The 23903-nt window shown below is 41.8% G+C and carries 19 protein-coding genes; 9 read left to right on the top strand and 10 right to left on the bottom strand.

Annotation, left to right across the window (positions count from 1 at the left end):
* Positions 1-172: 172 nt before the first annotated feature.
* Positions 173-691: a hypothetical protein gene (locus G7092_RS08910; RefSeq protein WP_166088279.1), complete on the bottom strand. Its 519-nt coding sequence runs from the start codon at positions 689-691 to the stop codon at positions 173-175.
* A 243-nt stretch (positions 692-934) separates the two neighbouring features.
* Between G7092_RS08910 and G7092_RS08905 the strand changes: the two genes are divergently transcribed.
* Both G7092_RS08905 and mutS read left to right on the top strand, forming a co-directional pair.
* Positions 935-1423 (top strand): hypothetical protein, encoded by a 489-nt coding sequence (locus G7092_RS08905; protein ID WP_166088277.1) that lies wholly within the window; start codon positions 935-937, stop codon positions 1421-1423.
* 175 nt (positions 1424-1598) lie between these two features.
* Complete coding sequence (mutS, locus tag G7092_RS08900; protein ID WP_166088275.1) at positions 1599-4208, top strand: DNA mismatch repair protein MutS; 2610 nt, start codon at positions 1599-1601, stop codon at positions 4206-4208.
* Positions 4209-4267: 59 nt separating this feature from the next.
* Here mutS and G7092_RS08895 read toward each other — a convergent pair whose 3' ends face one another.
* From G7092_RS08895 to pyrG, 4 genes are all read right to left on the bottom strand, one after another.
* Positions 4268-5632, bottom strand: a complete 1365-nt coding sequence (locus tag G7092_RS08895) for an exonuclease domain-containing protein (protein WP_166088273.1) — start codon at positions 5630-5632, stop codon at positions 4268-4270.
* A gap of 383 nt (positions 5633-6015) precedes the next feature.
* Positions 6016-7842, bottom strand: coding sequence for a membrane protein insertase YidC (gene yidC, locus G7092_RS08890; protein ID WP_166088271.1), 1827 nt, complete (start codon positions 7840-7842; stop codon positions 6016-6018).
* Between the two features lie 30 nt (positions 7843-7872).
* Positions 7873-8367, bottom strand: a complete 495-nt coding sequence (locus G7092_RS08885; RefSeq protein WP_166088269.1) for an SRPBCC family protein — start codon at positions 8365-8367, stop codon at positions 7873-7875.
* Between the two features lie 29 nt (positions 8368-8396).
* On the bottom strand, positions 8397-10007 hold the full coding sequence (gene pyrG / locus G7092_RS08880; protein WP_166088266.1) for a CTP synthase: 1611 nt from the start codon (positions 10005-10007) through the stop codon (positions 8397-8399).
* A gap of 631 nt (positions 10008-10638) precedes the next feature.
* Between pyrG and G7092_RS08875 the strand changes: the two genes are divergently transcribed.
* Both G7092_RS08875 and G7092_RS08870 read left to right on the top strand, forming a co-directional pair.
* Positions 10639-13674 (top strand): glycosyltransferase family 117 protein, encoded by a 3036-nt coding sequence (locus G7092_RS08875; RefSeq protein ID WP_202985241.1) that lies wholly within the window; start codon positions 10639-10641, stop codon positions 13672-13674.
* A gap of 227 nt (positions 13675-13901) precedes the next feature.
* On the top strand, positions 13902-15401 hold the full coding sequence (locus tag G7092_RS08870; RefSeq protein WP_166088264.1) for a TlpA family protein disulfide reductase: 1500 nt from the start codon (positions 13902-13904) through the stop codon (positions 15399-15401).
* Between the two features lie 51 nt (positions 15402-15452).
* Here G7092_RS08870 and G7092_RS08865 read toward each other — a convergent pair whose 3' ends face one another.
* From G7092_RS08865 to trpS, 5 genes are all read right to left on the bottom strand, one after another.
* Complete coding sequence (locus G7092_RS08865; RefSeq protein WP_166088262.1) at positions 15453-16031, bottom strand: hypothetical protein; 579 nt, start codon at positions 16029-16031, stop codon at positions 15453-15455.
* Between the two features lie 216 nt (positions 16032-16247).
* Complete coding sequence (gene kdsB / locus G7092_RS08860) at positions 16248-16976, bottom strand: 3-deoxy-manno-octulosonate cytidylyltransferase (protein ID WP_166088260.1); 729 nt, start codon at positions 16974-16976, stop codon at positions 16248-16250.
* Positions 16973-17617 (bottom strand): hypothetical protein, encoded by a 645-nt coding sequence (locus G7092_RS08855; protein ID WP_166088258.1) that lies wholly within the window; start codon positions 17615-17617, stop codon positions 16973-16975. Before G7092_RS08855 ends, kdsB begins: the two co-directional genes overlap by 4 nt.
* Positions 17618-17664: 47 nt before the next feature.
* Positions 17665-18279 (bottom strand): deoxynucleoside kinase, encoded by a 615-nt coding sequence (locus tag G7092_RS08850; protein WP_076374290.1) that lies wholly within the window; start codon positions 18277-18279, stop codon positions 17665-17667.
* A 136-nt stretch (positions 18280-18415) separates the two neighbouring features.
* Positions 18416-19411 carry a tryptophan--tRNA ligase gene (trpS, locus tag G7092_RS08845; RefSeq protein WP_166088255.1) on the bottom strand — a complete coding sequence of 332 codons (996 nt, stop codon included), beginning with the start codon at positions 19409-19411 and terminating at the stop codon, positions 18416-18418.
* 39 nt (positions 19412-19450) lie between these two features.
* Between trpS and G7092_RS08840 the strand changes: the two genes are divergently transcribed.
* The 5 genes from G7092_RS08840 (at position 19451) to G7092_RS08820 (ending at position 23825) form a co-directional block, all read left to right on the top strand.
* Complete coding sequence (locus G7092_RS08840; RefSeq protein WP_166088253.1) at positions 19451-20200, top strand: lysophospholipid acyltransferase family protein; 750 nt, start codon at positions 19451-19453, stop codon at positions 20198-20200.
* A gap of 38 nt (positions 20201-20238) precedes the next feature.
* Entirely contained in the window at positions 20239-20970 is a 732-nt protein-coding gene (locus G7092_RS08835) for a lysophospholipid acyltransferase family protein (RefSeq protein ID WP_166088251.1), read from the top strand.
* A complete protein-coding gene (gene gatC, locus G7092_RS08830) occupies positions 20967-21257 on the top strand; it encodes an Asp-tRNA(Asn)/Glu-tRNA(Gln) amidotransferase subunit GatC (protein WP_166088249.1) in 291 nt (96 codons plus the stop codon). The genes G7092_RS08835 and gatC overlap by 4 nt, the downstream gene beginning before the upstream one ends.
* A 125-nt stretch (positions 21258-21382) precedes the next feature.
* Entirely contained in the window at positions 21383-22123 is a 741-nt protein-coding gene (locus G7092_RS08825) for an ABC transporter ATP-binding protein (protein ID WP_166088247.1), read from the top strand.
* 55 nt (positions 22124-22178) lie between these two features.
* The gene (locus G7092_RS08820) at positions 22179-23825 is read left to right on the top strand and encodes a serine hydrolase domain-containing protein (protein ID WP_166088244.1); all 1647 of its coding nucleotides are present in this window, start codon (positions 22179-22181) and stop codon (positions 23823-23825) included.
* The last annotated feature ends 78 nt before the right edge of the window (positions 23826-23903 follow it).

Genomic DNA, 23903 nt, shown 5'->3' with positions numbered 1-23903 from the left:
TTAATACTTTTTAAAGCTTTCAAAAGCCCTCAGAAATTTGTTAAAAAGTGTTAAAATGGCGTTAAAACTTAGTTAAATTGACCAAAAAACAAGCTTTTTTACCCTGTTTTTGACCGGAAAAGTGTTAAAATTTAAGGTTTAAAAAGTTTTTAACAGCAATAAAGAGGGATATTTAAATGCTAACGCTTCTGGTTTTTTGAGGAGGATCTTGTTTGTCGTTAATGCTGGTGTAAAATATAGAAGAGGGTAAAACAATCTCCGGGTACTGATCATAGAAATAAGCTTTTTGAGAGGGTACCCTAAAGGCATCACAAACCCTGTTGCTGAATGTTTTAACCTGTATCAACTCATTACCACGCCGTATATTGATGATCTGTTGGGGACGGCCGTTTACCTGGTAGTTGTAGTTTAAAGCAATGGAATCGAAATAGATATCTTCTTCAGTTCCATGCTGATATACTTCCAGGGCATGCGTTATTTTTCTACTGCGTTTTTTGACAATAAGATAAATACCAAGAGCAATCAAAAAGAGCATAGCTATGGAGGCTATAATACCCGCAAAGGCAGCAACAACAATAGTTAAAGGGATGCCAAAAGCCAATATAAATATAATACCGATAGGGAATCCGGTTTTATAAAAAAGCTTGATCCGGTTGCTTTGCTCATCGCTTAGTAATCTTAGGTTGCTCATTACGTAAATTTTAGCTTTAACAGCATGCGTAAAAAGTTGTTTGTGATTGGTGTAATTTCTATCTGAAAATATTTACTGTTTTTTTATAAAGATGTTTTATCCCAGCAAACCAATGCACAATAACCAACGTATATCTATTTGTGGTACAGCGAAGAAGGATGGAAATATAAAAACTGTAAGATTGACATTAATGTTTTTTAATTTCATTATTTTTTCTATTTTAGTGCTTACTATAAACTGAAAATGAACGTTATCACTTATAAATGCAGTAAGGCCTTATGGCTAGTGGGTATCATTATACCCTTTGCTATAGCATTTATATGTGTTGCTGATATTAATGACTATAACTGGCCACGGGTATTACCGGTAATAGCTGTTCTTAGTGCTGTAGCCATTTATTACTGCCGTCAATGTTTTACTTATGATTTGCAAGATAAAGCCGCACTGCAAATAGATCATGAAAAATTAATCTACCACATTGAAAATAAGGTTATTTATTGGGAGAATGTTACAGATATCAGTTGCGGCAAAATGCGTGGGCAGGGGCTGTCTGTTTTTTTTACCATAAAAGGAGAGGGGATCAGAAGCAGTTGTATCTGTGTATCAACCGATTTGATAGAAGGTAATGATAAGGAAATTTATAATGATATTATAGAATGCTACATCAAGGCCAGGATTAAACAACCATCACCTTTTTCTGATCGGGAAACCCTGGGTGAACTAAGCCAGTAAGCGGCAACAAATATTTTTAGGTCTTTTGCACTTGCTTTCAGGAGTACTGAATCCAATTAGTTTTGTGCTTAGGGTTCTGGTTTTCGCAATATCCACAACGTTGTAACTTTTCCACAATCCCGTAAATACGCAGCCAATGCATTAACTTTACCCGATTAACAAAAGGAGTAACCGCTTGGCTAAAGACACTACCAAAGAAACCCCCTTAATGCAGCAATACAACGCCATAAAGGCTAAGTATCCCGGGGCTCTGCTGCTATTTCGTGTGGGCGATTTTTATGAAACCTTTGGCGAAGATGCCGTAAAAGCATCGGGCATACTGGGCATTGTACTTACCCGTAGGGCCAATGGCGCCGCCACACATATTGAATTAGCTGGTTTTCCGCATCATTCCCTGGAAACTTACCTGCCAAAATTGGTTAGAGCAGGGCAGCGTGTGGCGATATGCGACCAGCTGGAGGATCCGAAGACCACTAAAACCATTGTAAAGCGTGGGGTTACCGAATTGGTTACTCCTGGCGTGGCTACCAATGATAATATACTGCAGCAGAAGACTAATAACTACCTGGCTTCGCTTCATTTTGAAAAAAACACCATAGGTATTGCTCTTATCGATATTTCGACAGGGGAGTTTATGACTGCGCAGGGCAACAGTGATTATATTGATAAGTTGCTGCAAAGTTTTGCGCCCAGCGAGGTGATCTACCCAAAAAGTCGTTCCAAGGATTTCAAAGATACCTATGGCGATCGCTTTTATACCTACGCACTTGACGAATGGCCCTACAGCGGTGATTATGCCAACGAAACGCTGTTAAAGCATTTTGGTGTAAAATCGCTCAAAGGCTTTGGTATAGATAAGCTTAATCTGGGTATTATTGCCGCGGGTGTGGCTATCCACTACCTGAATGAAACCGAACACCGTAACCTGCAGCATATATCTTCGATATCACGGATTGAAGAAGACAGGTATCTATGGCTCGATAGGTTCAGTATCCGCAATCTGGAACTGATTGGTTCGGCTAATGAGAACGCCAAAACGCTGGTTGATGTACTTGATCAAACCAGTTCACCTATGGGTGCACGTTTACTTCGCCGCTGGATAGTGATGCCGTTAAAAGAAATAAAACCGATTAACGACCGGTTAGGTGTAGTAGAATACCTGATAGCGCAGGAAGAACTCCGTGAAGAGTTTCAGCAATACATCCGCCAGATAGGTGACCTGGAAAGGCTCATTTCTAAAATTGGTTTACAAAAGGCTAATCCGCGTGAGGTATGCCAGCTTAAAAAAGCCTTGCTGGCTATTGGCTCTATCAAAAAAATAGCCGAAACATCCGAGAGCCAGCCACTCAGAGCCATTGGCGAACAGCTTAATCCCTGCGCGCTGATATGCGAAAAGATAGAAAAAGAGCTGCATCCCGAGCCCCCGGTTATGATCGTAAAAGGATCGGTGATGAATGAGGGGATCAATGAAGAGCTGGACAGGCTGCGGAAGATCGCTTTTGGCGGAAAAGGCTACCTGCTGGAGATCCAGAAGCGCGAAGCAGAAGCAACCGGTATCCCATCGCTCAAAGTATCATTTAATAATGTTTTTGGTTACTACCTGGAGGTTACACACAGCCATCGCGATAAAGTGCCATCAGAGTGGATCCGCAAGCAGACTTTGGTGAATGCCGAACGTTATATTACCCCCGAATTAAAAGAATACGAAGAACAGATATTAGGTGCCGAAGAAAAGATACTGGCGCTGGAAACACGTCTATACAACGACCTGCTATATGCCCTGGCCGAATATATTAAGCCCATACAGCTTAATGCCCAGCTGATAGCCCGTTTGGATGTGCTGCTTAACTTTGCAACCATATCTATCAAAAACTATTACGTAAAGCCCGAAATAAGCGATAGCAAACAACTGGACATTAAAGGTGGTCGCCACCCCGTTATAGAGAAGAACCTGCCCTTAGGTGAATCATATATCACCAATGACGTGTACCTCGATTCGGAGTCGCAGCAGATCATTATCATTACCGGCCCCAACATGGCGGGTAAATCGGCCCTATTAAGACAAACCGGCTTAATTGTACTGATGGCTCAGATGGGTTGCTTTGTACCCGCCAAATCAGCTTCGATTGGATTGGTGGATAAGATATTTACCAGGGTAGGCGCATCGGATAACCTTTCGTCCGGTGAATCGACCTTTATGGTGGAGATGAACGAGACGGCCAGCATCTTGAATAACCTGTCAGATCGAAGCCTGATCCTGCTGGATGAGATTGGTCGGGGTACTTCAACGTATGATGGTATCTCCATAGCCTGGTCAATTGCCGAATACCTGCATAATCACCCATCGGCCAAAGCCAAAACGTTGTTTGCTACTCACTACCATGAACTGAACGAATTAAGTAACAGCTTTAACCGTATCAAGAATTTTAATGTATCGGTAAAAGAGGTTGGCCACCAGATCATTTTCCTGCGTAAGCTGGTTCCAGGCGGCAGCGAGCATAGTTTTGGTATCCATGTGGCCAAACTAGCCGGTATGCCACCAAAAGTGCTGACCCGCGCCAATGAAATATTAAAGAAACTGGAAAACGAGCGTACTGGCGGCGAGCATATTAAGGAGAGTATCCGTAAGGTACAAAAGCAAGCTGTTCAGATGCAGATGTTCTCTATCGATGACCCGGTACTGGTGAAAATTCGTGACACCCTGAATAACCTGGATGTAAATACCCTTACCCCGGTGGAAGCATTGATGAAGCTGGACGAGATACAGCGGGTGATCAAGAGTTAATTTAGATGTGCGGAGGCTCAAACTTACGAAGTTTCTAAAACTTCGTAAGTCTTACCTGATTATGCAAATACCACCATCCTATCCGGATAGCGTGAGGCGTAATTGGATACGATATTCTTGATATAGTCATTACCCGGGTATGGAGTCAGATAGTTTTTGAGCTGCTGGATGTTATCGGCATCAAAATAATGAGAGATATAACCCATGCCATAAAACTGTCCCTTTTCAACCAGTATACAGCTATGCTCATCGCCTGTGCGACCTTCATCACGAATGGCATAAGTAGGCAGGGCTTGTTTCAGTTGTTCAATAGCAGTATTTACTTTGTTGTTGTAGTCATCAACACTCTCCACGCCCTCGCAGGCGCAGGAACTTCCTGCAACGCTGGTACATAAGTCCTGGTTCTTTTGGATAAAGCACAGCTTGGGACAGAGCTCAAAATTTTCAATCAGTTTGTTGAGTAGATTATAACCATCAAGTAAGGAGTTACAGGTATATATCGGATCGCTGTATTTACGGTACTTGTCTACCGCAAGGCGCAGGTAACCGCGCTGATCTTCAAAAGCATATAAACAGTAAGCATTCTCAAATCGTTTAAGAGAGCGGTTATATTTAGGCCACAGACGTTTGATCTCGATGGCTTCCAATACAAAAGCAATCAGTTCGGTACCGCAAACCTGATAAGTTACCTGGTGTATGTTTCGTAGAAATTCCTGTCGCTGCAAACCCGGATTATTGCCTGTAAAATGACTGCTTACCCGTTTCTTCAGACTTTTGGCCTTGCCTACATAGATCACTTTACCCTTTTGATCATGAAAGTAATACACACCAGGCATGTAAGGTAACTGATCAATGTCTTTTTTAGGAAGATTAGGAGGAAGTAATTGCTCTTTGGAACCCTGCTTTAGCGCTCCTTTGATATGCCCCTCAGTATCACTGTTGAGTAGTAGAGTAAACAATTCGGCGGTGGCCTCCGCATCGCCGCCTGCACGGTGACGGCTTTCGTTATCGATACCCAGGTGTTTACATAAACGCCCGAGACTATACGAGGGTAACCCTGGTAATATTTTGCGGCCAAGGCGCACAGTACACAGCTTATTACATTGCAGATCGTACCCGGCAGCAGCTAAGTGGTAACGTACAAATGAATAGTCGAAATTTACGTTATGAGCTACAAATATTTTGCCGTGGATTAGGTGATAAATATCGGCCGCCACATCTTCAAATGGAGGGGCTTGTTGTACCATTTCATTGGTAATTCCGGTTAACGCGCTGATATAAACCGGGATCTCCCTCAACGGGTTTACCAGCGACTGGAAGCGCTTAACCACCTTTTTACCATCATGTATGCATATGGCAATTTCGGTAATGCCATTAGCGCTGGCATGGCCTCCGGTAGTTTCAATATCGACAATTGCATACATATTTCAAATGTAATACATTTTGCTAATTATTTTAGTGTTTTTTTGTTTTGGATGAAAGATAGGAAGATAAGAATCGGAGATAGGGCAAATAATCACGAATTGATGTATAGCCATGGCTTTAATCAATTAACAAAAAGTGGGTTTACATGGGTTTACACAATTTAGGGTTTACATTGGCTTATTTATCTGTTAATCAATTTATTATAAATTTTTTATGCAAAAAAGTGTAAACCCACTTTTTGCATAAATATCACGCTTAACGTCAATTTATAAATATCAGACAACAGCGAAAGATGCGTAACAAAAAGCCCCGAAAGATTTATCTTTCAGGGCTTTTGTATTGTCTTTTATCTTTCGGATCTAAGTCCCTAAGGCTAAAAAGATTATTTCTTGGCTTGTTGTTGCTGACGCATCATTTCTTCCATACGGGCCTGGAAACCTGATTTCTTTTTCTTCTCTTCAGGCTTCTTTTTGTTTTCCTGTATCTGGGCATGTATCTTTTTATCATCAACCATAAATTTGATCAGGTATTGCTGTAAAAAGGTAAGCATGTTAGCCAGGAAGTAGTAATAGTTCAAACCAGCAGGATAGCTGTTCAGCGTAACCAGGAATACGATTGGAGTGATGTAACCAATGTATTTCATCTGGCCGGTAGCACCTGATATCTGGTTATTAAAGTAAGTATAAATCAGCGTAGATACCGTCATCAGCAAACACATTAAGCTGATGTGGCTGATACCACCCAATATAGCTATTGGGGCAAAGGTGATCACCGAATCATAGGTCGAAAGGTCATGCATCCATAAGAAGCTTTGGCCACGCAGTTCAAACAAGCTTGGGAAAAAGCGGAAGAAAGCAATCACTATCGGCATTTGGATGAGTAATGGTAAACAACCACCCAATGGATTTACGCCAGCTTTTTTATACAGCTTTAAATATTCCTGCTGTAAAAGGGTAGGATTGTCTTCACCAACCTTGGCTTTGATCTCATCCATCTCCGGCTTCAGCACGCGCATTTTAGCCATAGATAGGTATGATTTGTAAGTAAGCGGTGATAATACCAGCTTAAGCAAAATGGTTAATGCCAGGATGATTAAACCATAGCTCCAGTTAAACTGATTCAGGAAGTTAAATACCGGTAATACGGCAAACTGGTTAATGTATTTTAACGGTCCCCAGCCCAGGTTAACCAGCTTTTGCAGATCAGATCCCTGAGCTTTTAAAGTAGAGTAACGGTTAGGGCCAAAGTAAAATTCCATAGGTACACTGCCATCGGCACCACGTGCAATGGTCAGGTCGGCTTTCATTTGCTTCACATCGGAAGTATCGGCTACATCAGTCGACACGCTCAGGTTTGAACGGCTGATGTTATTTTTAACCAGCAATGCATTTGAAAAGAAGTGCTGTTTAAAGGCAATCCAAGCCATTTTTTTATCGCTGATGTCTTTCTGATCATCTTTGGTTTCACTCAGATAATCAACTTGTCCTTCAGTATTAAAATAGTAAACGGTTGAATACTGACGCTCCTGCTTCATATCCTTTTCCTGTTTGTGCAGGCTGGCTGCCCAGTTCAGGTTAATGTTGCCACTGTTGTTGATGATGCCGTCAAGTCCGGTTGGTTTAATAGTTAAACCGAGTTTGTAACCAGTGCCTTTTAAGCTGTACACATAATCAATATACTGAGTAGGGCTGTAGCTTAAACGCAGGGTAACCGAAGCCGAATCTTTTTCGGCAACTTTAAGTTCGGGCGCGCTTGGTGTAAAGTAATAATTGTCGGTATTGATAGGTGTGCTACCTGCGGTAAAATTTAAACCAAAATGATTTTGATCACCGCTGAAAAGTATAAGCGGTTTTTTGTCAAAAGTTTTAAAGTTTTTTAATTCAACTGATGCAACTTTACCACCTTTAGTGCTCAGTTTTACCAATAGGTCTTGATTCTCTAAAGTCACTACTTTTTCGCTACCTACAGATGCTGCTCCAAAAGGGCTTTTTAATAAAGCGGAGTCAACTACGTGGGCCTTGCCTGTGTCTTTTTTGGCAGCTGCTGTTGCCGCGGCAGTCTGCGCCTTAATTAAACCCTTTCTTATAGAGTCCTGCTGCTGTACCAGACGTTCTTTTTTAAGTTCGGCATCAGATGGCTTCAGGAAGTAAATTGAGCCAGCAATAATTGCCATGATCAGGAATAATCCTGTAAATGTATTTTTATCCATTATCTATTGTATCGAATGATCAGTTTTTTATCAGTTATTGATCATCACTGTTAAATTTTCGTCCTTATTTCTCAGATCGATGCCACCTTCGTACACCGATTTTAAATTAGTAAGATAAAATGCCCAGCCGTTTGAGCAGCCCAGCCTTATATATTGCTTAGAGTTATCATCGGTAGGTATGTTACGATGTGTTAGCTCAATTACAGTATACCCGTTTTTTTCGCTTAATCTTACATCAACCACACACTCGCCTTCGAAGGTAAACTGTATCCAGTCTTTTCCGTTAGCCTCCCTGATAAATCCAGGCATAGGATCCGGGTAAAGGAACCAGAACCACTTATAAGAGCAGTCTTTACTAACCGCCTGGTCAGGAGCCAAAAGCTCACCAGTTGTATTGTAAAATTCAGCTTTTTCTAAAAACCATTTTTCAATCTCAGCAGAACGCGTCCAGGCATTATAAATATCTGCCAGACTTGCTTTAACCGCAATTCGTTTGGTAAAAGAGGTCCAATCAAAATCCTTCATATCCCTGCCTGATCATTTATCTGCCTTAATTACTTCTTGCGGGCATAAGCCAGCGAAGCGGCGACAAAGTTAATAAAAAGTGGGTGTGGATTAGCAACTGTTGATTTTAATTCGGGATGAAATTGTGCGCCCACAAAAAATGGGTGATTTTTTAACTCCACAATCTCTACCAGGTCGTTCTCGGGATTAATACCTGAAGGGATAAGACCAGCAGTTTCATATTGCTTAAGATACTCGTTATTAAACTCATAGCGGTGTCTGTGACGTTCTGAGATGTGATTTTTTCCGTATATGGCAGCGGCTTTACTTCCTTTTTTAATATCGCAGGCGTAAGCGCCCAGCCGCATGGTGCCACCTTTGGTAGTAATGTTTTTTTGATCCTCCATCATGCCAATAACCGGGTATGGTGTTTCCGGATTCATTTCGGTGCTGTTGGCATTTTCTAACCCTAAAACATTGCGGCCAAACTCAACAACAGCGCATTGCATGCCTAAACATATGCCAAAGAAAGGGATATTGTTTTCGCGCACATGGCGTATAGCTTGTATTTTGCCTTCAAAACCACGTTCGCCAAAACCGGGAGCAACCAGTACCCCGTGCATACCTTTTAGCTTTTCAATCGCGTTTTCAGGTGTAAGCTGCTCAGAAGGGATATATTCTACCCGTACTTTGCACTCTTGTTTTGCACCTGCATGTATAAATGCTTCGGTGATAGATTTATAAGCATCAGGAAGCTCTACATATTTACCTACCAGGGCAATGCGTACATCGGCTGTAGGATTTTTTAAACGGCCCAGGAAATCTTTCCAGTTTTCCAGGTCGGGTTCATTTTTGTGTGGTAACTTGAGCTTAGTAAGTACCGTTTTATCCAACTGCTCTTTCAGCATCAGCAGAGGTACATCATAGATACTTGGTGCATCTATCGACTCAATAACCGCATTGATATTCACATTACAGAACAAAGCTATTTTTTTACGCAGATCATTGTTCAAGTGATGCTCGGTGCGGCAAACCAGTATATCCGGCTGTATACCGTACTCCAATAACATTTTTACGGAGTGCTGGGTGGGTTTGGTTTTTAACTCACCAGCTGCTGCCAGGAACGGGATCAGGGTTAGATGGATCACCAGGCAATTGGCCGAACCAACTTCCCAGCGAAACTGTCTTACTGCCTCAATGTAGGGTAACGACTCGATATCGCCCACAGTACCACCCAACTCGGTGATCACAATATCATATTCGCCGTTTTCGCCCAGTATGCGGAAGTTTCTTTTAATCTCATCGGTAATGTGTGGTACAACTTGCACAGTTTTACCTAAAAAAGCACCTTCACGCTCTTTATTGATTACATTTTGGTATATACGACCGGTAGTGATGTTGTTGGCTTGCGAAGTAGGGGTATTTAAAAAACGCTCATAATGGCCAAGGTCAAGATCTGTTTCGGCACCATCTTCGGTCACATAGCACTCTCCGTGTTCATAAGGGTTTAATGTTCCCGGATCGATATTGATATAGGGATCAAATTTTTGGATAGTGACGCGATAACCGCGTGATTGAAGAAGTTTGGCTAAAGAGGCTGAGATAATACCTTTTCCTAACGACGAGGTAACGCCGCCCGTAACAAAAATATATTTAGTCATGATTTTGTGTAAAGTGGTGCCTTTTTTATGCTGCACCAATTGTTTGTGTACGGGATACAAAAGTAGGAAAAATTTTGGGTTTTGCCTTAATAATTATTGAATTATTGATTTAGTGAATTAGTGATTTAACAAGATTCACTTTCTGTTTACTGAGCTATATATGCTATACTTAATGTTTTACCCAGGCAATAGTTGTTGATTATGTCCCCTCAGGGTCTCTCGTAGAGGACCCTGAGGTTTAGGCAAGTTTGTAAGCAAGCTCAGGGTCCCTTTCAGGAGACCCTGAGGGGACGAAAAGCAGGGATGTCATGGTGAGCTCCGTCGAACCATGGTGGACAGGCCTCTGCGCGCGAGTCTTCGACAGGCTCAGACCGACAGTCTTTTCTATAAACACGTTATACAGAGCGGAGCGAAGGATCTATTATTGAATCGTGCAAATGCGCAATGCACGTAGGTCAATAGATGCTTCGTTCCTCAGCATGACAAACTTGTCATGGTATGTTACCCGCTTAAAATCAATGTGTTAAAATGTGTTAAAAGATGTTAAGGAATGTTAATGTCCATGGATTTTTAGTTGCTTAGCCCGACCTTGGCGTTCAGTTACATATGACTAAACTTTACAACCTTATTTATGATACGCTACCACAAAATCAATAACCTGTTAGGCTGGCTCTGCCTCCTGATTGCTTTTACCACCTATGTTTTAACCCTCGAACCCTCCGTTAGCTTTTGGGATTGCGGTGAGTTTATATCATGTGCCTATCGCCTGCAGGTATCGCACCAGCCGGGTTATCCAATGTTTGCCATGTTGGGTAAATTGTTTTCGCTATTATCTTTCGGTGATACAACTAAAGTACCTTATTTTACCAACCTGGGTTCGGCGCTGGCCAGCGGGGCAACCATCATGTTCCTGTTCTGGACGATAACCGCTCTGGCTAAAAAGCTATTGATTGTTAAAGATCAGGATATCAGCTCTACTCAAATGATCACGATAATGGGCGCAGGTTTAGTAGGGGCGTTGGCCTTTGCTTATACCGATACTTTCTGGTTTTCGGCGGTCGAAACTATTGTTTTTGCCCTGTCATCATTATGTACCGCAGTAGTTTTCTGGGCGATACTGAAATGGGAAGCCCATGCCGATGAGCCAGGTGCCGATAAATGGATCGTATTGATCGCTTATATCATGGGCTTATCCATCGGCATACATTTACTTAATCTGCTTACTATACCTGCTATAACTATGGTTTATTATTTCCGCAGGTATAAAAATCCTACTATAAAAAGCAGTATTGTAGTGTTTCTGGTCAGCATTGTGATCCTGGGGCTGGTACAATACGGCATCCGGGAGTATACTATCAAAATAGCCGCTTATACCGATCTGTTTTTTGTAAATACCCTGGGTTTGGGTTTTGGCAGTGGGGCGGCGTTTGTTTTTGTGACCATTATTGTATCGTTGGTTGTTGCTATCAGGTATAGCATCCGTCACAAAAAGTCTGCTTTAAACCTGGCTTTGGTATGTGTGGCCTTTATCTATTTTGGGTACAGCTCATTTATATATATCCCTATCCGCGCTACCGCCAATACCAACCTGAACAATACGCATCCGGATAACGCTTTTACGCTGAACAATTACCTCAACAGGATACAATATGGTGATAATCCATTGTTGTACGGCCCCCAATTCGACGCCAAAGTAATAGATCAAAGTGAAGGCAGCGCTATGTATCGTAAAGGTCGCAACCGCTACGAGGTGTATGGTAAAAAACAAAATTATGTGTTTGACCATAATACCATTATGCCCCGTATGCACAGCACTGAGGGCGATCAGGATTTTGCGCAGAACGTACATTTTTACAAGCAATGGCTTAACCTGGCCGACGGCCAAAGCCCAACCTTTGCTGATAATATGAAGTGGATGCTGAGCTGGCAGATGTACCAGATGTACTGGCGCTACTTTTTGTGGAACTTTGTGGGCCGCTATAACGACCTGGATGGGCAAACCAGCACGGCATCAACCGATGGTAACTGGACATCGGGCCTGTTTGACGGCGCCCGTCATCTGCCTAAATCTATTATCAATTCAAATACTTATACCCCGTTGTATGCGCTGCCCCTGGTTGTGGGTTTATTGGGGATGGTTTATCATTTCAAAAAAAGAAGAGGCGACGCTACCGTAATTGGCCTGCTTTGGTTTTTTACGGGCCTGGCTATTGTGCTGTATGTAAATCAGGTTAACCTGCAACCCCGCGAGCGCGACTATTCCTACGTGGGCTCTTTTTATGCTTTTGCCATATGGATAGGATTGGGTGTGTTGGCTATATATGATTTTATGCGCCGCAAGGTAAACGCCCGTGGTGCAGCGCTGGCATCGGTGGCAACTTGTCTGTTGGTTGCCCCCGTATTGCTGGCCCGTCAGGAATGGGGCGGGCATGATCGGTCGACCAAGATGATCCCGCATGATATGGCTTATAATTTCCTGATATCGTGCCCCAAGAACGCCATCCTGTTTACCTATGGCGATAATGACACTTATTCACTTTGGTACGACCAGGAGGTGGAAGGCATCAGGCCCGATGTGCGTATTGTTTGTAATAGTTTACTGGGAATGGACTGGTATATACACCAGATGGATAAACCTATGAACCAATCGGCTCCGCTGCCTTTAACCATGCCCTTTGAAAAATACAGACTGGGCACACGTGATGTTATTGCCTATAACGATGCCAAAATACCCGGATCGGTAGATGTAAAGGATGTGTTTGATTTCATCACTTCGGACGATAGCCGAACCAAGGTGCAGTATCAGAATGGGGAAACCATGAATTATTTGCCCACCAGAAACTTTAAACTAACTATCAACCCTGATGAAGTGCTGAAAAACGGAGTGATCACTACGCAGCAAAAAGATAAGCTGACTAAGGAAATGGAGTGGAAGTATCCCGCTAAATATATATTTAAAGATAATCTGGCCATGATGGATATTATAGCTCATAATAACTGGAAAAGACCTATCTGCTTCAGCATTGGGTATTCGCCCGAAAGTATGGGCGGTTTACAGCCATATTTGTATAAAGAGGGCTTTGTGTATCACCTGATACCATTTAAGGCTGATACTACCGAACAAAATCAATTGAGTAAAGTGAATAGCCTTGTTGGGTATAATAATGTGATGACCAGGTTTAAATTTGGCAATTTTAAACATGCCAAGTACATTGATCCGGTGGCCAAGACCGAGTTTTATCCTTTTATGGAAACAACCTTTCATGACCTGGCCCAGGGATTGATTAAAGATGGCCGGAATGACCTGGCGCTAAATGTGTTGCATAAATTTGATCAGGAGATGCCGGATATCAACCCGAATATCGACTCGGCCCACCGTAAACTCATGTTGGCACAGGTGGCTTATAAACTAAATGATAAGGAACTGGCCAATCGCTATGTAAAAGGTATTGATGATTACCTGACCGATCAGCTGGCCTATAATTATACTCTGCTGCAAAATAAACCCGAAGCGCTGAATCCCAACGAAGTGCAGTTTCAGCTATATGTATTAAACGGACTGGCCGATACCACCAAAAATTACAAGGAAACAGCCCTGCATCAACAATACCAGGCGCAGCTGGATGATTATGGAAATAAGTTCGCGGCTTTGCTGAACAGGCAGTAGGCGGCAAGTAAACAAGAGTGTCACCCTGAGCTCCGTCGAAGGGCGCGCGCAGAGGCCTGCACACCATGCTTCGACGGGCTCAGCATGACATCCTTTTTTTATGTTCTCCATTTATATGCTATTGATCAAGGAGTATTCGGGAGTTTGTTTTTGATCCGCAGGATTTCAAAGCTTGGCCTTACTTATTTTAGTGCTATATTTACGATAATCTAAATCTTTACACCCCGATGAAAAGTCTATTATTTATACCCCTGTTATTTTTGACTGTGAGCCTGAGTGCACAAACAAAAAAGAAATCTGTTCATCAGGATTTAATCTTTAAGCCATTAACTGCTGCCCCGGCACCTAAAGCCACCGCAGTAATTAAAGGGAACGTTAAAAACTTTAGCGATAAATATTGGGAGTTAGCCGTAACCGGCGATTTGACCAACTACTCCTTAACCATGCCTGTTGATAAGGATGGTAATTTTAACAAAACCATTAATATTGACGATGAAACCGAAGATATATACCTGTATCTTAATGACGATGCAATTAAGATATGCGCTCAAAAAAACGATACTATATTAGTAAACTGGGATAATAAGGATTTTAAAAATACCTTCCGCGTTTCATCTTCACAACCACGCGCCAATGCCAGGTTACAGACCATGATATCCGTTTATAACTACTGCCACGAAAGATTTATGGACCTGATGAAATCATTGAATGCCGATAAATTTTCTGATTCGGTGAAGTATGAAAAAATAAATAATTTGTATAACAAGGAGATGATGATAGCGGCTACACACCTTGATCAGGCTGAAAGCCAGAAACTGATTACAGATGTATATTATAAATATGCTGATCTGCTAAATGACCATAAGCTATTGTCAAGGTATGACCTGGAAATTAAAGATACAAGCGCCGTAGGTAAAAAACTTAATCGGCAATTTGGTCCGGGTACTTATCGCACCGAATCGGAATACGCGTACAAGAATAGCAATACTTACAAGCAATTTATTTTTAATTATGTCCGCTTTAGTAGGGTGCTAAACGGTGCCACTATTCAAGGATCGGATTGGGATAAAAAACTACTGTCGTTGAATCCTGCCTGGTATGAATATTATCTGATCATGGGTAACTTTAGGTTAACCGAGATCCGCGATTGGTTTCTAACCAGAGAGATAAAACTGGCATTTGGATTTTATCCATTTGACGATGTAAGTAATGTGTATAATGACTTTATGACTAAGATTAAAACACCGCGATATGCCGATAGTCTTAAACAATTCTATGCGGCTGCACAGCGGTTAAAGCCCGGCAACCCTGCACCTGACTTCAGTTTAAAGAATGATAAAGGTGAAACGGTAAGCTTGAAAAGTTTGCGGGGAAAGGTTGTTTATATTGATTTTTGGGGTGTAGGATGTGCTCCTTGTGTATATGAAATAAAAAATACCACGGAGCCCCTGCATGCGAAGTATAAAGATAAGAATGTGGTTTTTTTGAATATCTGCGTCGACTCTGACGAGAAAACATGGAAAAATAATCTGACCTCATTAAAAATGACCGGCACAAATCTTATTGCCGAAGGCTGGGTACGAAACCCTGTTTGTCAAAAGTATAATATAACGGGTATCCCTCATTATATAACCATTGGTTCCGATGGTAAAATAGTGAATAACAATGCTGCAAGGCCATCAGATGGCGACCGACTTACAACAGAATTGGATAAGGCTTTAAAGTAACAACTAATGAGTGCCAAAACAAAAAGGGGATTTTTAAATCCCCTTTTTGTTTTAAATGTTTGTGGTATTGTTATACTGCTGAACCAGGTTTCTGATCCGCTTAAAACTGAATTTGTTTTCGGAGGTATATTGGGCGTATACGGCATCGTTATCACTGATCAGTGTTGTAAATTCACCTTTGCGCTGCTTTTTTGATTTGGACATAACCAGATCATCAGTTTTTAAGGGTTGAGCTATATCCGAGCCTTTGGTAACATACCATTTAGTAACCTTGGTTACGGTATTATTCACATAAACATCAGTAGTTTCCTCGTACAAACTTATTTTCCCGGTTTCCAATACCAACAGGAACTCTGGTTTGGTTTTTCCTTCTTTGATGACCGAACGGTACAGGCTGTTTTTCTTGCTGATATAATACTCTTTTACCTCATCAGGCTTGATCTTTACGGATGGGCCATTGGCGCTGGTTTTATAATTGCCGTCGCCGCAGGTTATTAAGGGGATTTTGATGGTACAAGGTATAGAATCGCCTTTGGTTGTAATTATATAATCCTGGTTCTGCGCTTTTACTCCTAAAGTAAACAATACAGCAATGATGCAGGTAGCGGCTTTCTTCAATAACGATCTCATAGCAGTGTGTGGTTAATGTAAAGGCAAAGTTATTACATGTTTAACCGCATAGTGTTATAGGAATGCCATAATTTAATCAAATGATTAATTTTTTTATAAAGGGAAGATTAGAAGAGATCTTTAGTAGAAAGTTAATGAAAAGAAATAAAAAAGAACCTGAGTATGGGTGATTCCCTCCCCGCGGGAGGGAATTTATATTAATGAATTTATTATTGATTAAAACTTCAATTTCAGCAGGTCCTCAGGTACATCCACCGCATAGGTTTCCAGTTCGGTTTCGGCAACTTTAATGCGGTAACCGTTCTCTATCCAGCGCAGCTGCTCCAGGCTTTCGGCTTTTTCTAAGGACGATACAGATAGTTTGGTGATCTGTTGCAATATATCGGCACGGTAGCCATATATGCCAATGTGCTTAAAGAAAGTATAAAATTCCAGCCAGTTCTCAGGCTCCTGACCTCGGATGTGCGGCAGGGCCGAGCGTGAAAAATAAACAGCCTCAGATAGTTTGTTTACCACCACCTTGGGCGAATTGGTATTGAACAGTTCTTCTTCGGTTTTGATCCTTTTGATGAGGGTAGCCAGTTGGGTTTCCTTATCGGTAAAGCAAGCGGCTAGTTTGCTGATCTGTTCGGGGTCGATAAATGGTTCATCGCCCTGTATGTTGATGATCACATCGTACTCCGGGTGCAGTAAGGCGACCTCGGCACAGCGGTCGGTGCCGCTTTGGTGTGTATCGGCCGTCATTACGGCAACGCCACCAAAAGCCAGTACATGGTTAAATATGCGGTCATCGTCGGTTGCTACAATAACTTCGCTCAGGCCACTGCATTTTTTGGCCTGCTCGTATACCCGCTGTATCATACTTTTACCACCAATATCAACCAATGGCTTACCCGGGAACCGGGATGACGCGTAACGGGCCGGGATAATACCTAATACTTTCATTTTTTAATTACAATGGTTTTAAAGGCTTGAAGGGCTAATTTCTCATCTGTTAATGATAGATTATTTCCATTCATTTGAAAATCGAATGATGATTTTCTACTGTGTATATAAATTCCTGTCATACCCTTTCCTGGAACTTTAGGCCAGATGGTTTTAAAAACATATGTACTGTTACTATCTAACTGAATATTTTGAGACTTTATAGAGGTGGGGATTGTAATTGGAAAATAAATGGTTTTGCCTTGATAAGTTAGGTTAGCAATATAATCAGCCTTAGGGTATTTGTTTTTTTGCATTTGATTAAGAGGATGAACCTTAGTTTCAGTTCCCCAAAAAGGAAAAGTAAGGCCATGATCCCACCAATCTCTGCTAAGTAAATATTCTTGCTCGGTTTTGATTAAATTATTGGCATATCCCATATCACTACAATCAAAAGACAGTGTTAAATGAGGTCCGGTAATCTGACCTACAAAAGAATCTCCCTGTGTTCCTGGATCATCATAATTCCAATTGACTGGAATGGAGATTTGGAATAGTCCTAAGTCTAATTTTTTAAAACCATTTGTTGGGTCATTTTGCACCGATTTGCAAGAACAAAAAGTCAACATTATAACAAAGAAAAGGATGGGGCTTTTATTCATTAAAATAATGATTTTAAATATTGGTTGTAACAACCGATACAATCTTCCTAAAACAGCCCGTTAATTTCCCGTTCAATCAGTTGAACAATGGTGGCCATGTCCTCGGTGTTATTGGCAAAATCAAGATTGTCTTTATCCAGTATCAGTAATTTGCCCAGCTTGTAGTTTTTTATCCACTTATCGTACTTTTCATTCAGCTTGGAAAGATAATCCAAACGGATGCCTATTTCGTATTCGCGGCCACGACGCTGTATATTGCTAACCAGGGTAGGTACCGATGCTTTGAGGTAAACCAGCAGATCGGGTGGCTTTATGTATTCGGTTATATTGTCAAAAATGGATTGGTAGTTTTCGTAATCGCGACTGGTCATGAGGCCCATATCATGCAGGTTTTCGGCAAAAATATAGGCATCCTCATAAATGGTTCTATCCTGCAAAATGTTGCGGCCGCTTTTTTGTATGTCAACTATCTGGCGGTAACGGCTGTTCAGGAAATAAATCTGGAGATTAAAGCTCCAGCGTTTCATGTCGCTGTAAAAATCTTCGAGGTAGGGATTGTTATCAACGGCTTCAAACAGCGGTTCCCATCCATAGTTCCGGGCCAGCATTTCGGTGAGGGTAGTTTTGCCCGCTCCTATGTTTCCTACAATAGCTATGTGCATACGTTGGGTTTTAGTTCATGGATAATGGTTCATAGATCATAGTAATTGCAGAAAAATAGCTTTGAACATTTATTCTTCACCAAAATCTAGTCCCTAAAAATACACTATGAACAATGAACTATCAACAATGAACTTATTAAAATTTCCTGAAACCTATAATTTCCCTTACCTCACGTATAGTTTTTGAAGCGCTTTCGCGGGCTTTATCGGCACCGTGCTGAGCCACCTTGCTCAGGTAGGCGGCATCGTTGGCAATAGCATTAATGCGGTCGCGGATAGGGGCTGTAGCAATGATCATATCTTCGGCAAGTTGTTTTTTCAGGTCGCCGTAACGGATGCTGCAGGTATTGTACAGGTTATCAAAATGAGCCAGGGTATCTGCCGATGAAACTACCTTCATCAGATCAAACAAATTCTGGATCTCTTGCGGTTTGGTTTGATTTTCTGTGGTCGGGCCGCCATCAGTCACTGCACGCATTACTTTTTTGCGGATAGCCTCCGGAGTATCACTCAGGAAAATGGCATTGCCCTCACCTTCTGATTTTCCCATTTTTCCCTTGCCGTCGAGGCCCGGGATTTTCACCAGGTTGTTGCTATAGCTGAAGGCGTAAGGCTCGGGGAAGTAATCATGGTTATACAGCCTGTTAAAACGGTTGCCAAAAGTGCGGGCCATTTCCAGGTGTTGTTCCTGATCTTTACCAACAGGTACTTTGGTAGCTTTATGAATAATAATATCAGCCGCCATTAATACCGGGTATGTAAGCAAACCTGCGTTTACATTATCGGGGTTGGCGCGTACTTTATCTTTGAAAGAGGTAGCGCGTTCCAGCTCGCCCAGATAGGCGTTCATGTTGAGGTATAAATATAATTCGGCAATCTCGGGCACGTCTGATTGTACGTAGATCGTTGCTTTATCCGGATCGATGCCCGCAGCCAGGTACTCTACCAAAACCTGCTTTACGTTGGTATGCAAATCGGCCGGGGTAGGGTGCGTAGTTAATGAGTGCAGATCGGCGATGAAAAAAAAGCAGTTATATTCCGACTGCATTTTGATAAAATTTTGCAGCGCTCCGTAGTAATTTCCTAAGTGCAGATTTCCGGTTGAACGGATGCCACTAACAACAGTTTCCATAGGTTGCGAAAGTAAGGAATTTTTCTATTTTTGATGGTGATGAAAATGATATTGAAAAAAGTACATATCTACCTGTATGTGCTCAGCGTGGCATTATCTTATTTTATATTCTGGCCGTTTTTTTACTATTGTTCCAGAAAACCGGAGCGTTACAGGAGCATGAACCGGCTGCGAAGGTTCTGGGGCTTAATTAGTTCGGCTGCGGTTGGTTTCTTTTACCGATTTGAGTTTGAAGAGCCTGTTGACTGGAGCAAAACCTATATTGTATGTGCCAATCATACCTCTAATCTGGATATTGCAGCCATGTGTGTGTTGGTGAATAATAATTGCAGCTTTATGGGTAAACAGGAACTGGAAGATGGACTGGTAACCGGCTTGTTTTTTCGTTCGGTTGATATTCCGGTAAACCGGGATAGTAAAATGTCATCATTCCGGGCGTTTAAGAAAGCGGCAGAGAAATTACAGAACGGTATTACCATGATTATTTTTCCCGAAGGTAAAATAGCCGACGATTACCCGCCGCAATTACAGGAGTTTAAAAATGGGCCTTTCAGGCTGGCTATTGAATTGAAAATACCTATTATCGCGGTAACCTCACCCAATACCTGGCAAATGCTTTGGGATACAGGGCTTCAATATGGCAGTAAACCAGGTATTTGTGATTTTTATGTACATAAACCCATTGATACAACTACGCTCACTGTTGACGATGCCGATATGTTACGCGACAGGGTTTATGACATGATGAAACAAAAACTTAACGGGCAACAACAGTTAGTGATGGTTTAGCCTGTGGCGATTAAGTATTTTTTCTAATTTTGGTCGCCATGAAATTAGCATTAAAAAGGATACACACTTATTTTTACCAGTACAGTGTAGGGTTCTTTTTTATACTTTTCTGGCCGGTGCTTTTTTTGCTTTCTAAACGGCCTAAACTCTTCAGGTATATTAATAAGCTCAGGCAGATAATTGCCTTTATAAGCTCAGCGTCGTCGGGTATATTTTACCGCGCTACATTTGAAGAACCTATTGACTGGAGCCGTACCTATGTTATTTGTCCCAATCATACCTCCAATCTGGATGTATCGGCTATTAGTGTGCATTTGCGCAACAATCATTGTTTCATGGGTAAAGAGGAGCTTCGACGCCATTTTGTGCTGAAATTCTTTTTTAATACCATCGATATCACCGTTAACCGCGAAAGCAAAATGTCGTCCTTCCGGGCTTTTAAACAAGCTTCAGAAAAATTGAAGAACGGGGTAAGCGTGGTGATATTTCCCGAAGGTACTATTCCTGATAATTACCCGCCTGCCTTACACGCTTTTAAGAATGGCCCCTTCAGGCTAGCCATTGAAATGAAGGTGCCAATTATCCCTGTCACATCATTGGATACCTGGAAAGTGCTCTGGGATACCGGTAAAGAATTTGGCAGCAGACCCGGAATTTGTGATATATTTGTACATAAACCCATTGAAACGGCACATTTAACTTTAGATGATGCCGACGCCCTGCGCGATGAGGTTCACGCTATTATTAAACAAAAATTGCTACAGGCATGACCATTGATAAAGAAACAGTTGAAAAAGTTGCCCACCTGGCCCGTTTAGAGCTTAACGAAACAGAAAAACAGGAGATGATTAAGGATATGAGTAAGATTCTTGATTTTATGGCAAAACTGAATGAACTGGATACAACCGGTGTTGAGCCCCTGGTTTACATGACTGCTGACACCAATGTTTTACGCGATGATGTGGTAAAACAACAAATAACCCATCAGGAGGCCCTGGAAAACGCTCCAAAACACGATGAGAACTACTTCCTGGTTGCCAAAGTGATCGAGAAATAAATTGCAAAGTCAAAATTAAAAAGTCAAAATTCAAAACCTGTTTATTCGTTTTTGAATTTTGACTTTTTAATTTTGACTTATTGTAACATTCAGAAGTGTATCTTAGTCAAAACCAAAAATATTGTATGGAGCCATTGAATACAGACAAACCATTAATAACCATTAAAGATATCGGGCGTAAGTACGTGATCGGCTCCGAAGTGATCCACGCGCTTAAATCAGTTACCCTCAATATCAATAAAGGTGAGTTTGTAGCATTAATGGGCCCATCCGGTTCGGGTAAATCAACCTTAATGAATATCCTGGGATGCCTGGATACCCCGTCAAAAGGCGAGTATATCCTGAATGGTATCAACGTGAGCCACATGACCGATAATGAACTGGCCGAAGTGCGTAACTCCGAGATCGGTTTCGTTTTCCAGACATTTAACCTACTGCCTCGTAATACGGCTCTTGATAATGTGGCATTGCCCTTAATTTATGCAGGGATTAACAAAGAAACCCGTATGGAACGCGCTACCAATGCGCTTAAAAATGTGGGTTTAGGTAATCGTGTTGATCATAAGCCTAACGAATTATCGGGCGGTCAGCGCCAGCGTGTGGCCGTAGCGCGTGCCCTGATCAATAATCCATCTATTATCCTGGCCGATGAGCCTACGGGTAACCTCGATACCAAAACATCCATTGAGATAATGGGGTTGATAGAAGATATCCACGCCAAAGGCAATACCATTATACTGGTAACGCACGAGGAAGATATTGCACTGCACGCCCACCGTATTGTACGTATGCGCGATGGCCTGGTTGAAAAAGACTACGCCAATACTGAAATCCAAACGGTAAACAGACGCGTAGAGGAAGTATAGAAAGGGTACAGGGCCTTTAGGGGCAGGAATCAGGTAGAAATAATATCCGTGAAAAATGAAACGCTATATTCTTTTTATCTTGGCTATAATAACCACCAGTTGCTCATTTGCACAAACCGGTAATATTACTTCTCCTGAACCTATTACGCTACCCGTTTATAAGGCGAACGTAGGAAAAGTAGTCTTTCTGGCCGATACCATAGCGCTTGAAAGGCTAAAACAAACCGATTTGCTGAGCCGCTTTGAAGCCAGACCTCAAAATAATTTGTATATCAGGCTTTTTATTGCCAATTCCCTTACTAACTATCAACATCAGCTTAACCCTTCTTTAAGTGTAGAGGATTTAAATAAAGGGAATTTTCAGTTTACCTTTTATGTTGACGGGAAGCAGATATACCAGGAAAATCTGAATAAAGGTGCCAATCTGCCCGTTACAAAAAATACCAAAACAACCATTAGGGTTCCCCTGATCAGTAACCGTAACGAAGATTCATGGGGGAGAGGCCTTTGGTATCGCTTTACCGCCAGGGGTGGTGATGATGCGCTGACAACCGGTGCGCATTTATTGAAAATAGAAATTCGACCGTATATTAATGTCCCCAATTTAAAGGTTGGTGAGATAATTGCCAGCGGAGAACTTCAGTTTGTTGTGCCTCCGGCCGATCTGAAAGCTGTTCAGATACAGACCATAAAACCCAATAGCGGCTGGCAGGTTTCCAGTGATCCCTTTGATCAAAATAAGATCAGGGAATTGAATGGCCTGATAGCTCAAAACAAACTGAAAGATATTACCAGCATTATAGTGATCAAAAACGGGAAGTTATTGATAGAAGAGTATTTTAATGGCAGCTCGCGCGATTCCCTGCATGATCCCCGTTCGGTGGGTAAAACTTTCGCCTCGGCCATGATGGGGATCGCGATACATGATGGGTTTATTAAAAGCGAAAACCAGACGTTAAAGAATTTTTACGATCTTAAAAAGTTTAACAACTACTCGCCCCGCAAAGAAGATATTACCCTGAAAAGCCTGCTTACCATGAGCTCGATATTTGACGGTGACGATAACGACAGCAATTCGCCAGGGAACGAAGAAAATATGTACCCAACGCCCGACTGGGCAAAATTTACGCTTGATCTTCGTGTGGATAGCTCCAAAACCGCAGGTAAACAGTGGAATTATTTTACGGCCGGAGCCATGCTTTTGGGTGATATCATCAATAAATCGGTTCCCGGAGGCTTAGAAAAATATACGGACGAAAAGCTATTTAAACCTTTGGGGATAACAAAATATCAATGGCCCTATTCTCCGCAGCACGTTCCAAGTACTGCCGGTGGCTTGCAGATGCGTTCGCTGGATTTTGCCAAATTCGGTCAACTATACAAAAATAATGGGATCTGGAACGGCAAACAAATTATCCCTGAAAGTTGGGTGAAACAATCATTTACCCAATATTTAGCCCTGCCAAAAGATGTGGTAGGCGAGGGCTATTATGGTTATTTGTTCTGGAACAAAACCTACACGGTGAATAATAAGCCGTATGAAACCTTTTATTGCTCGGGTAATGGCGGCAACAAAATATTTGTTTTTACCAATACGCCATTGGTTGTGATTGTTACCGCTACAGCATATAACAGACCCTACGCACATCCGCAGGTTGACAAAATGATGCAGCAGTATATTTTGCCGGCAGTGTTGAAGTAGGGGTGATTTGGATTGAGACTAAGTTATTTGTCCCTATAAAGTATGTCATTTCGAACGAGGTACGAGGAGAAATCCTAT

Source organism: Mucilaginibacter inviolabilis (assembly GCF_011089895.1).
Lineage (GTDB): Bacteria > Bacteroidota > Bacteroidia > Sphingobacteriales > Sphingobacteriaceae > Mucilaginibacter > Mucilaginibacter inviolabilis.
This window is presented reverse-complemented; position numbering and strand designations above follow the sequence as displayed.

Excerpts from the sequence above, each read along its gene's own strand:
- trpS (WP_166088255.1), bottom strand. The coding sequence starts at position 19,411 with ATGGAAACTGTTGTTAGTGGCATCCGTTCAACCGGAAATCTGCACTTA.
- pyrG (WP_166088266.1), bottom strand. The coding sequence starts at position 10,007 with ATGACTAAATATATTTTTGTTACGGGCGGCGTTACCTCGTCGTTAGGA.
- G7092_RS08875 (WP_202985241.1), top strand. The coding sequence starts at position 10,639 with ATGATACGCTACCACAAAATCAATAACCTGTTAGGCTGGCTCTGCCTC.
- G7092_RS08820 (WP_166088244.1), top strand. The coding sequence starts at position 22,179 with ATGAAACGCTATATTCTTTTTATCTTGGCTATAATAACCACCAGTTGC.
- G7092_RS08855 (WP_166088258.1), bottom strand. The coding sequence starts at position 17,617 with ATGAATAAAAGCCCCATCCTTTTCTTTGTTATAATGTTGACTTTTTGT.
- G7092_RS08825 (WP_166088247.1), top strand. The coding sequence starts at position 21,383 with ATGGAGCCATTGAATACAGACAAACCATTAATAACCATTAAAGATATC.
- G7092_RS08850 (WP_076374290.1), bottom strand. The coding sequence starts at position 18,279 with ATGCACATAGCTATTGTAGGAAACATAGGAGCGGGCAAAACTACCCTC.
- G7092_RS08895 (WP_166088273.1), bottom strand. The coding sequence starts at position 5,632 with ATGTATGCAATTGTCGATATTGAAACTACCGGAGGCCATGCCAGCGCT.
- G7092_RS08885 (WP_166088269.1), bottom strand. The coding sequence starts at position 8,367 with ATGAAGGATTTTGATTGGACCTCTTTTACCAAACGAATTGCGGTTAAA.
- G7092_RS08835 (WP_166088251.1), top strand. The coding sequence starts at position 20,239 with ATGAAATTAGCATTAAAAAGGATACACACTTATTTTTACCAGTACAGT.
- yidC (WP_166088271.1), bottom strand. The coding sequence starts at position 7,842 with ATGGATAAAAATACATTTACAGGATTATTCCTGATCATGGCAATTATT.
- G7092_RS08865 (WP_166088262.1), bottom strand. The coding sequence starts at position 16,031 with ATGAGATCGTTATTGAAGAAAGCCGCTACCTGCATCATTGCTGTATTG.
- kdsB (WP_166088260.1), bottom strand. The coding sequence starts at position 16,976 with ATGAAAGTATTAGGTATTATCCCGGCCCGTTACGCGTCATCCCGGTTC.
- G7092_RS08910 (WP_166088279.1), bottom strand. The coding sequence starts at position 691 with ATGAGCAACCTAAGATTACTAAGCGATGAGCAAAGCAACCGGATCAAG.
- G7092_RS08870 (WP_166088264.1), top strand. The coding sequence starts at position 13,902 with ATGAAAAGTCTATTATTTATACCCCTGTTATTTTTGACTGTGAGCCTG.
- G7092_RS08840 (WP_166088253.1), top strand. The coding sequence starts at position 19,451 with ATGAAAATGATATTGAAAAAAGTACATATCTACCTGTATGTGCTCAGC.
- gatC (WP_166088249.1), top strand. The coding sequence starts at position 20,967 with ATGACCATTGATAAAGAAACAGTTGAAAAAGTTGCCCACCTGGCCCGT.
- G7092_RS08905 (WP_166088277.1), top strand. The coding sequence starts at position 935 with ATGAACGTTATCACTTATAAATGCAGTAAGGCCTTATGGCTAGTGGGT.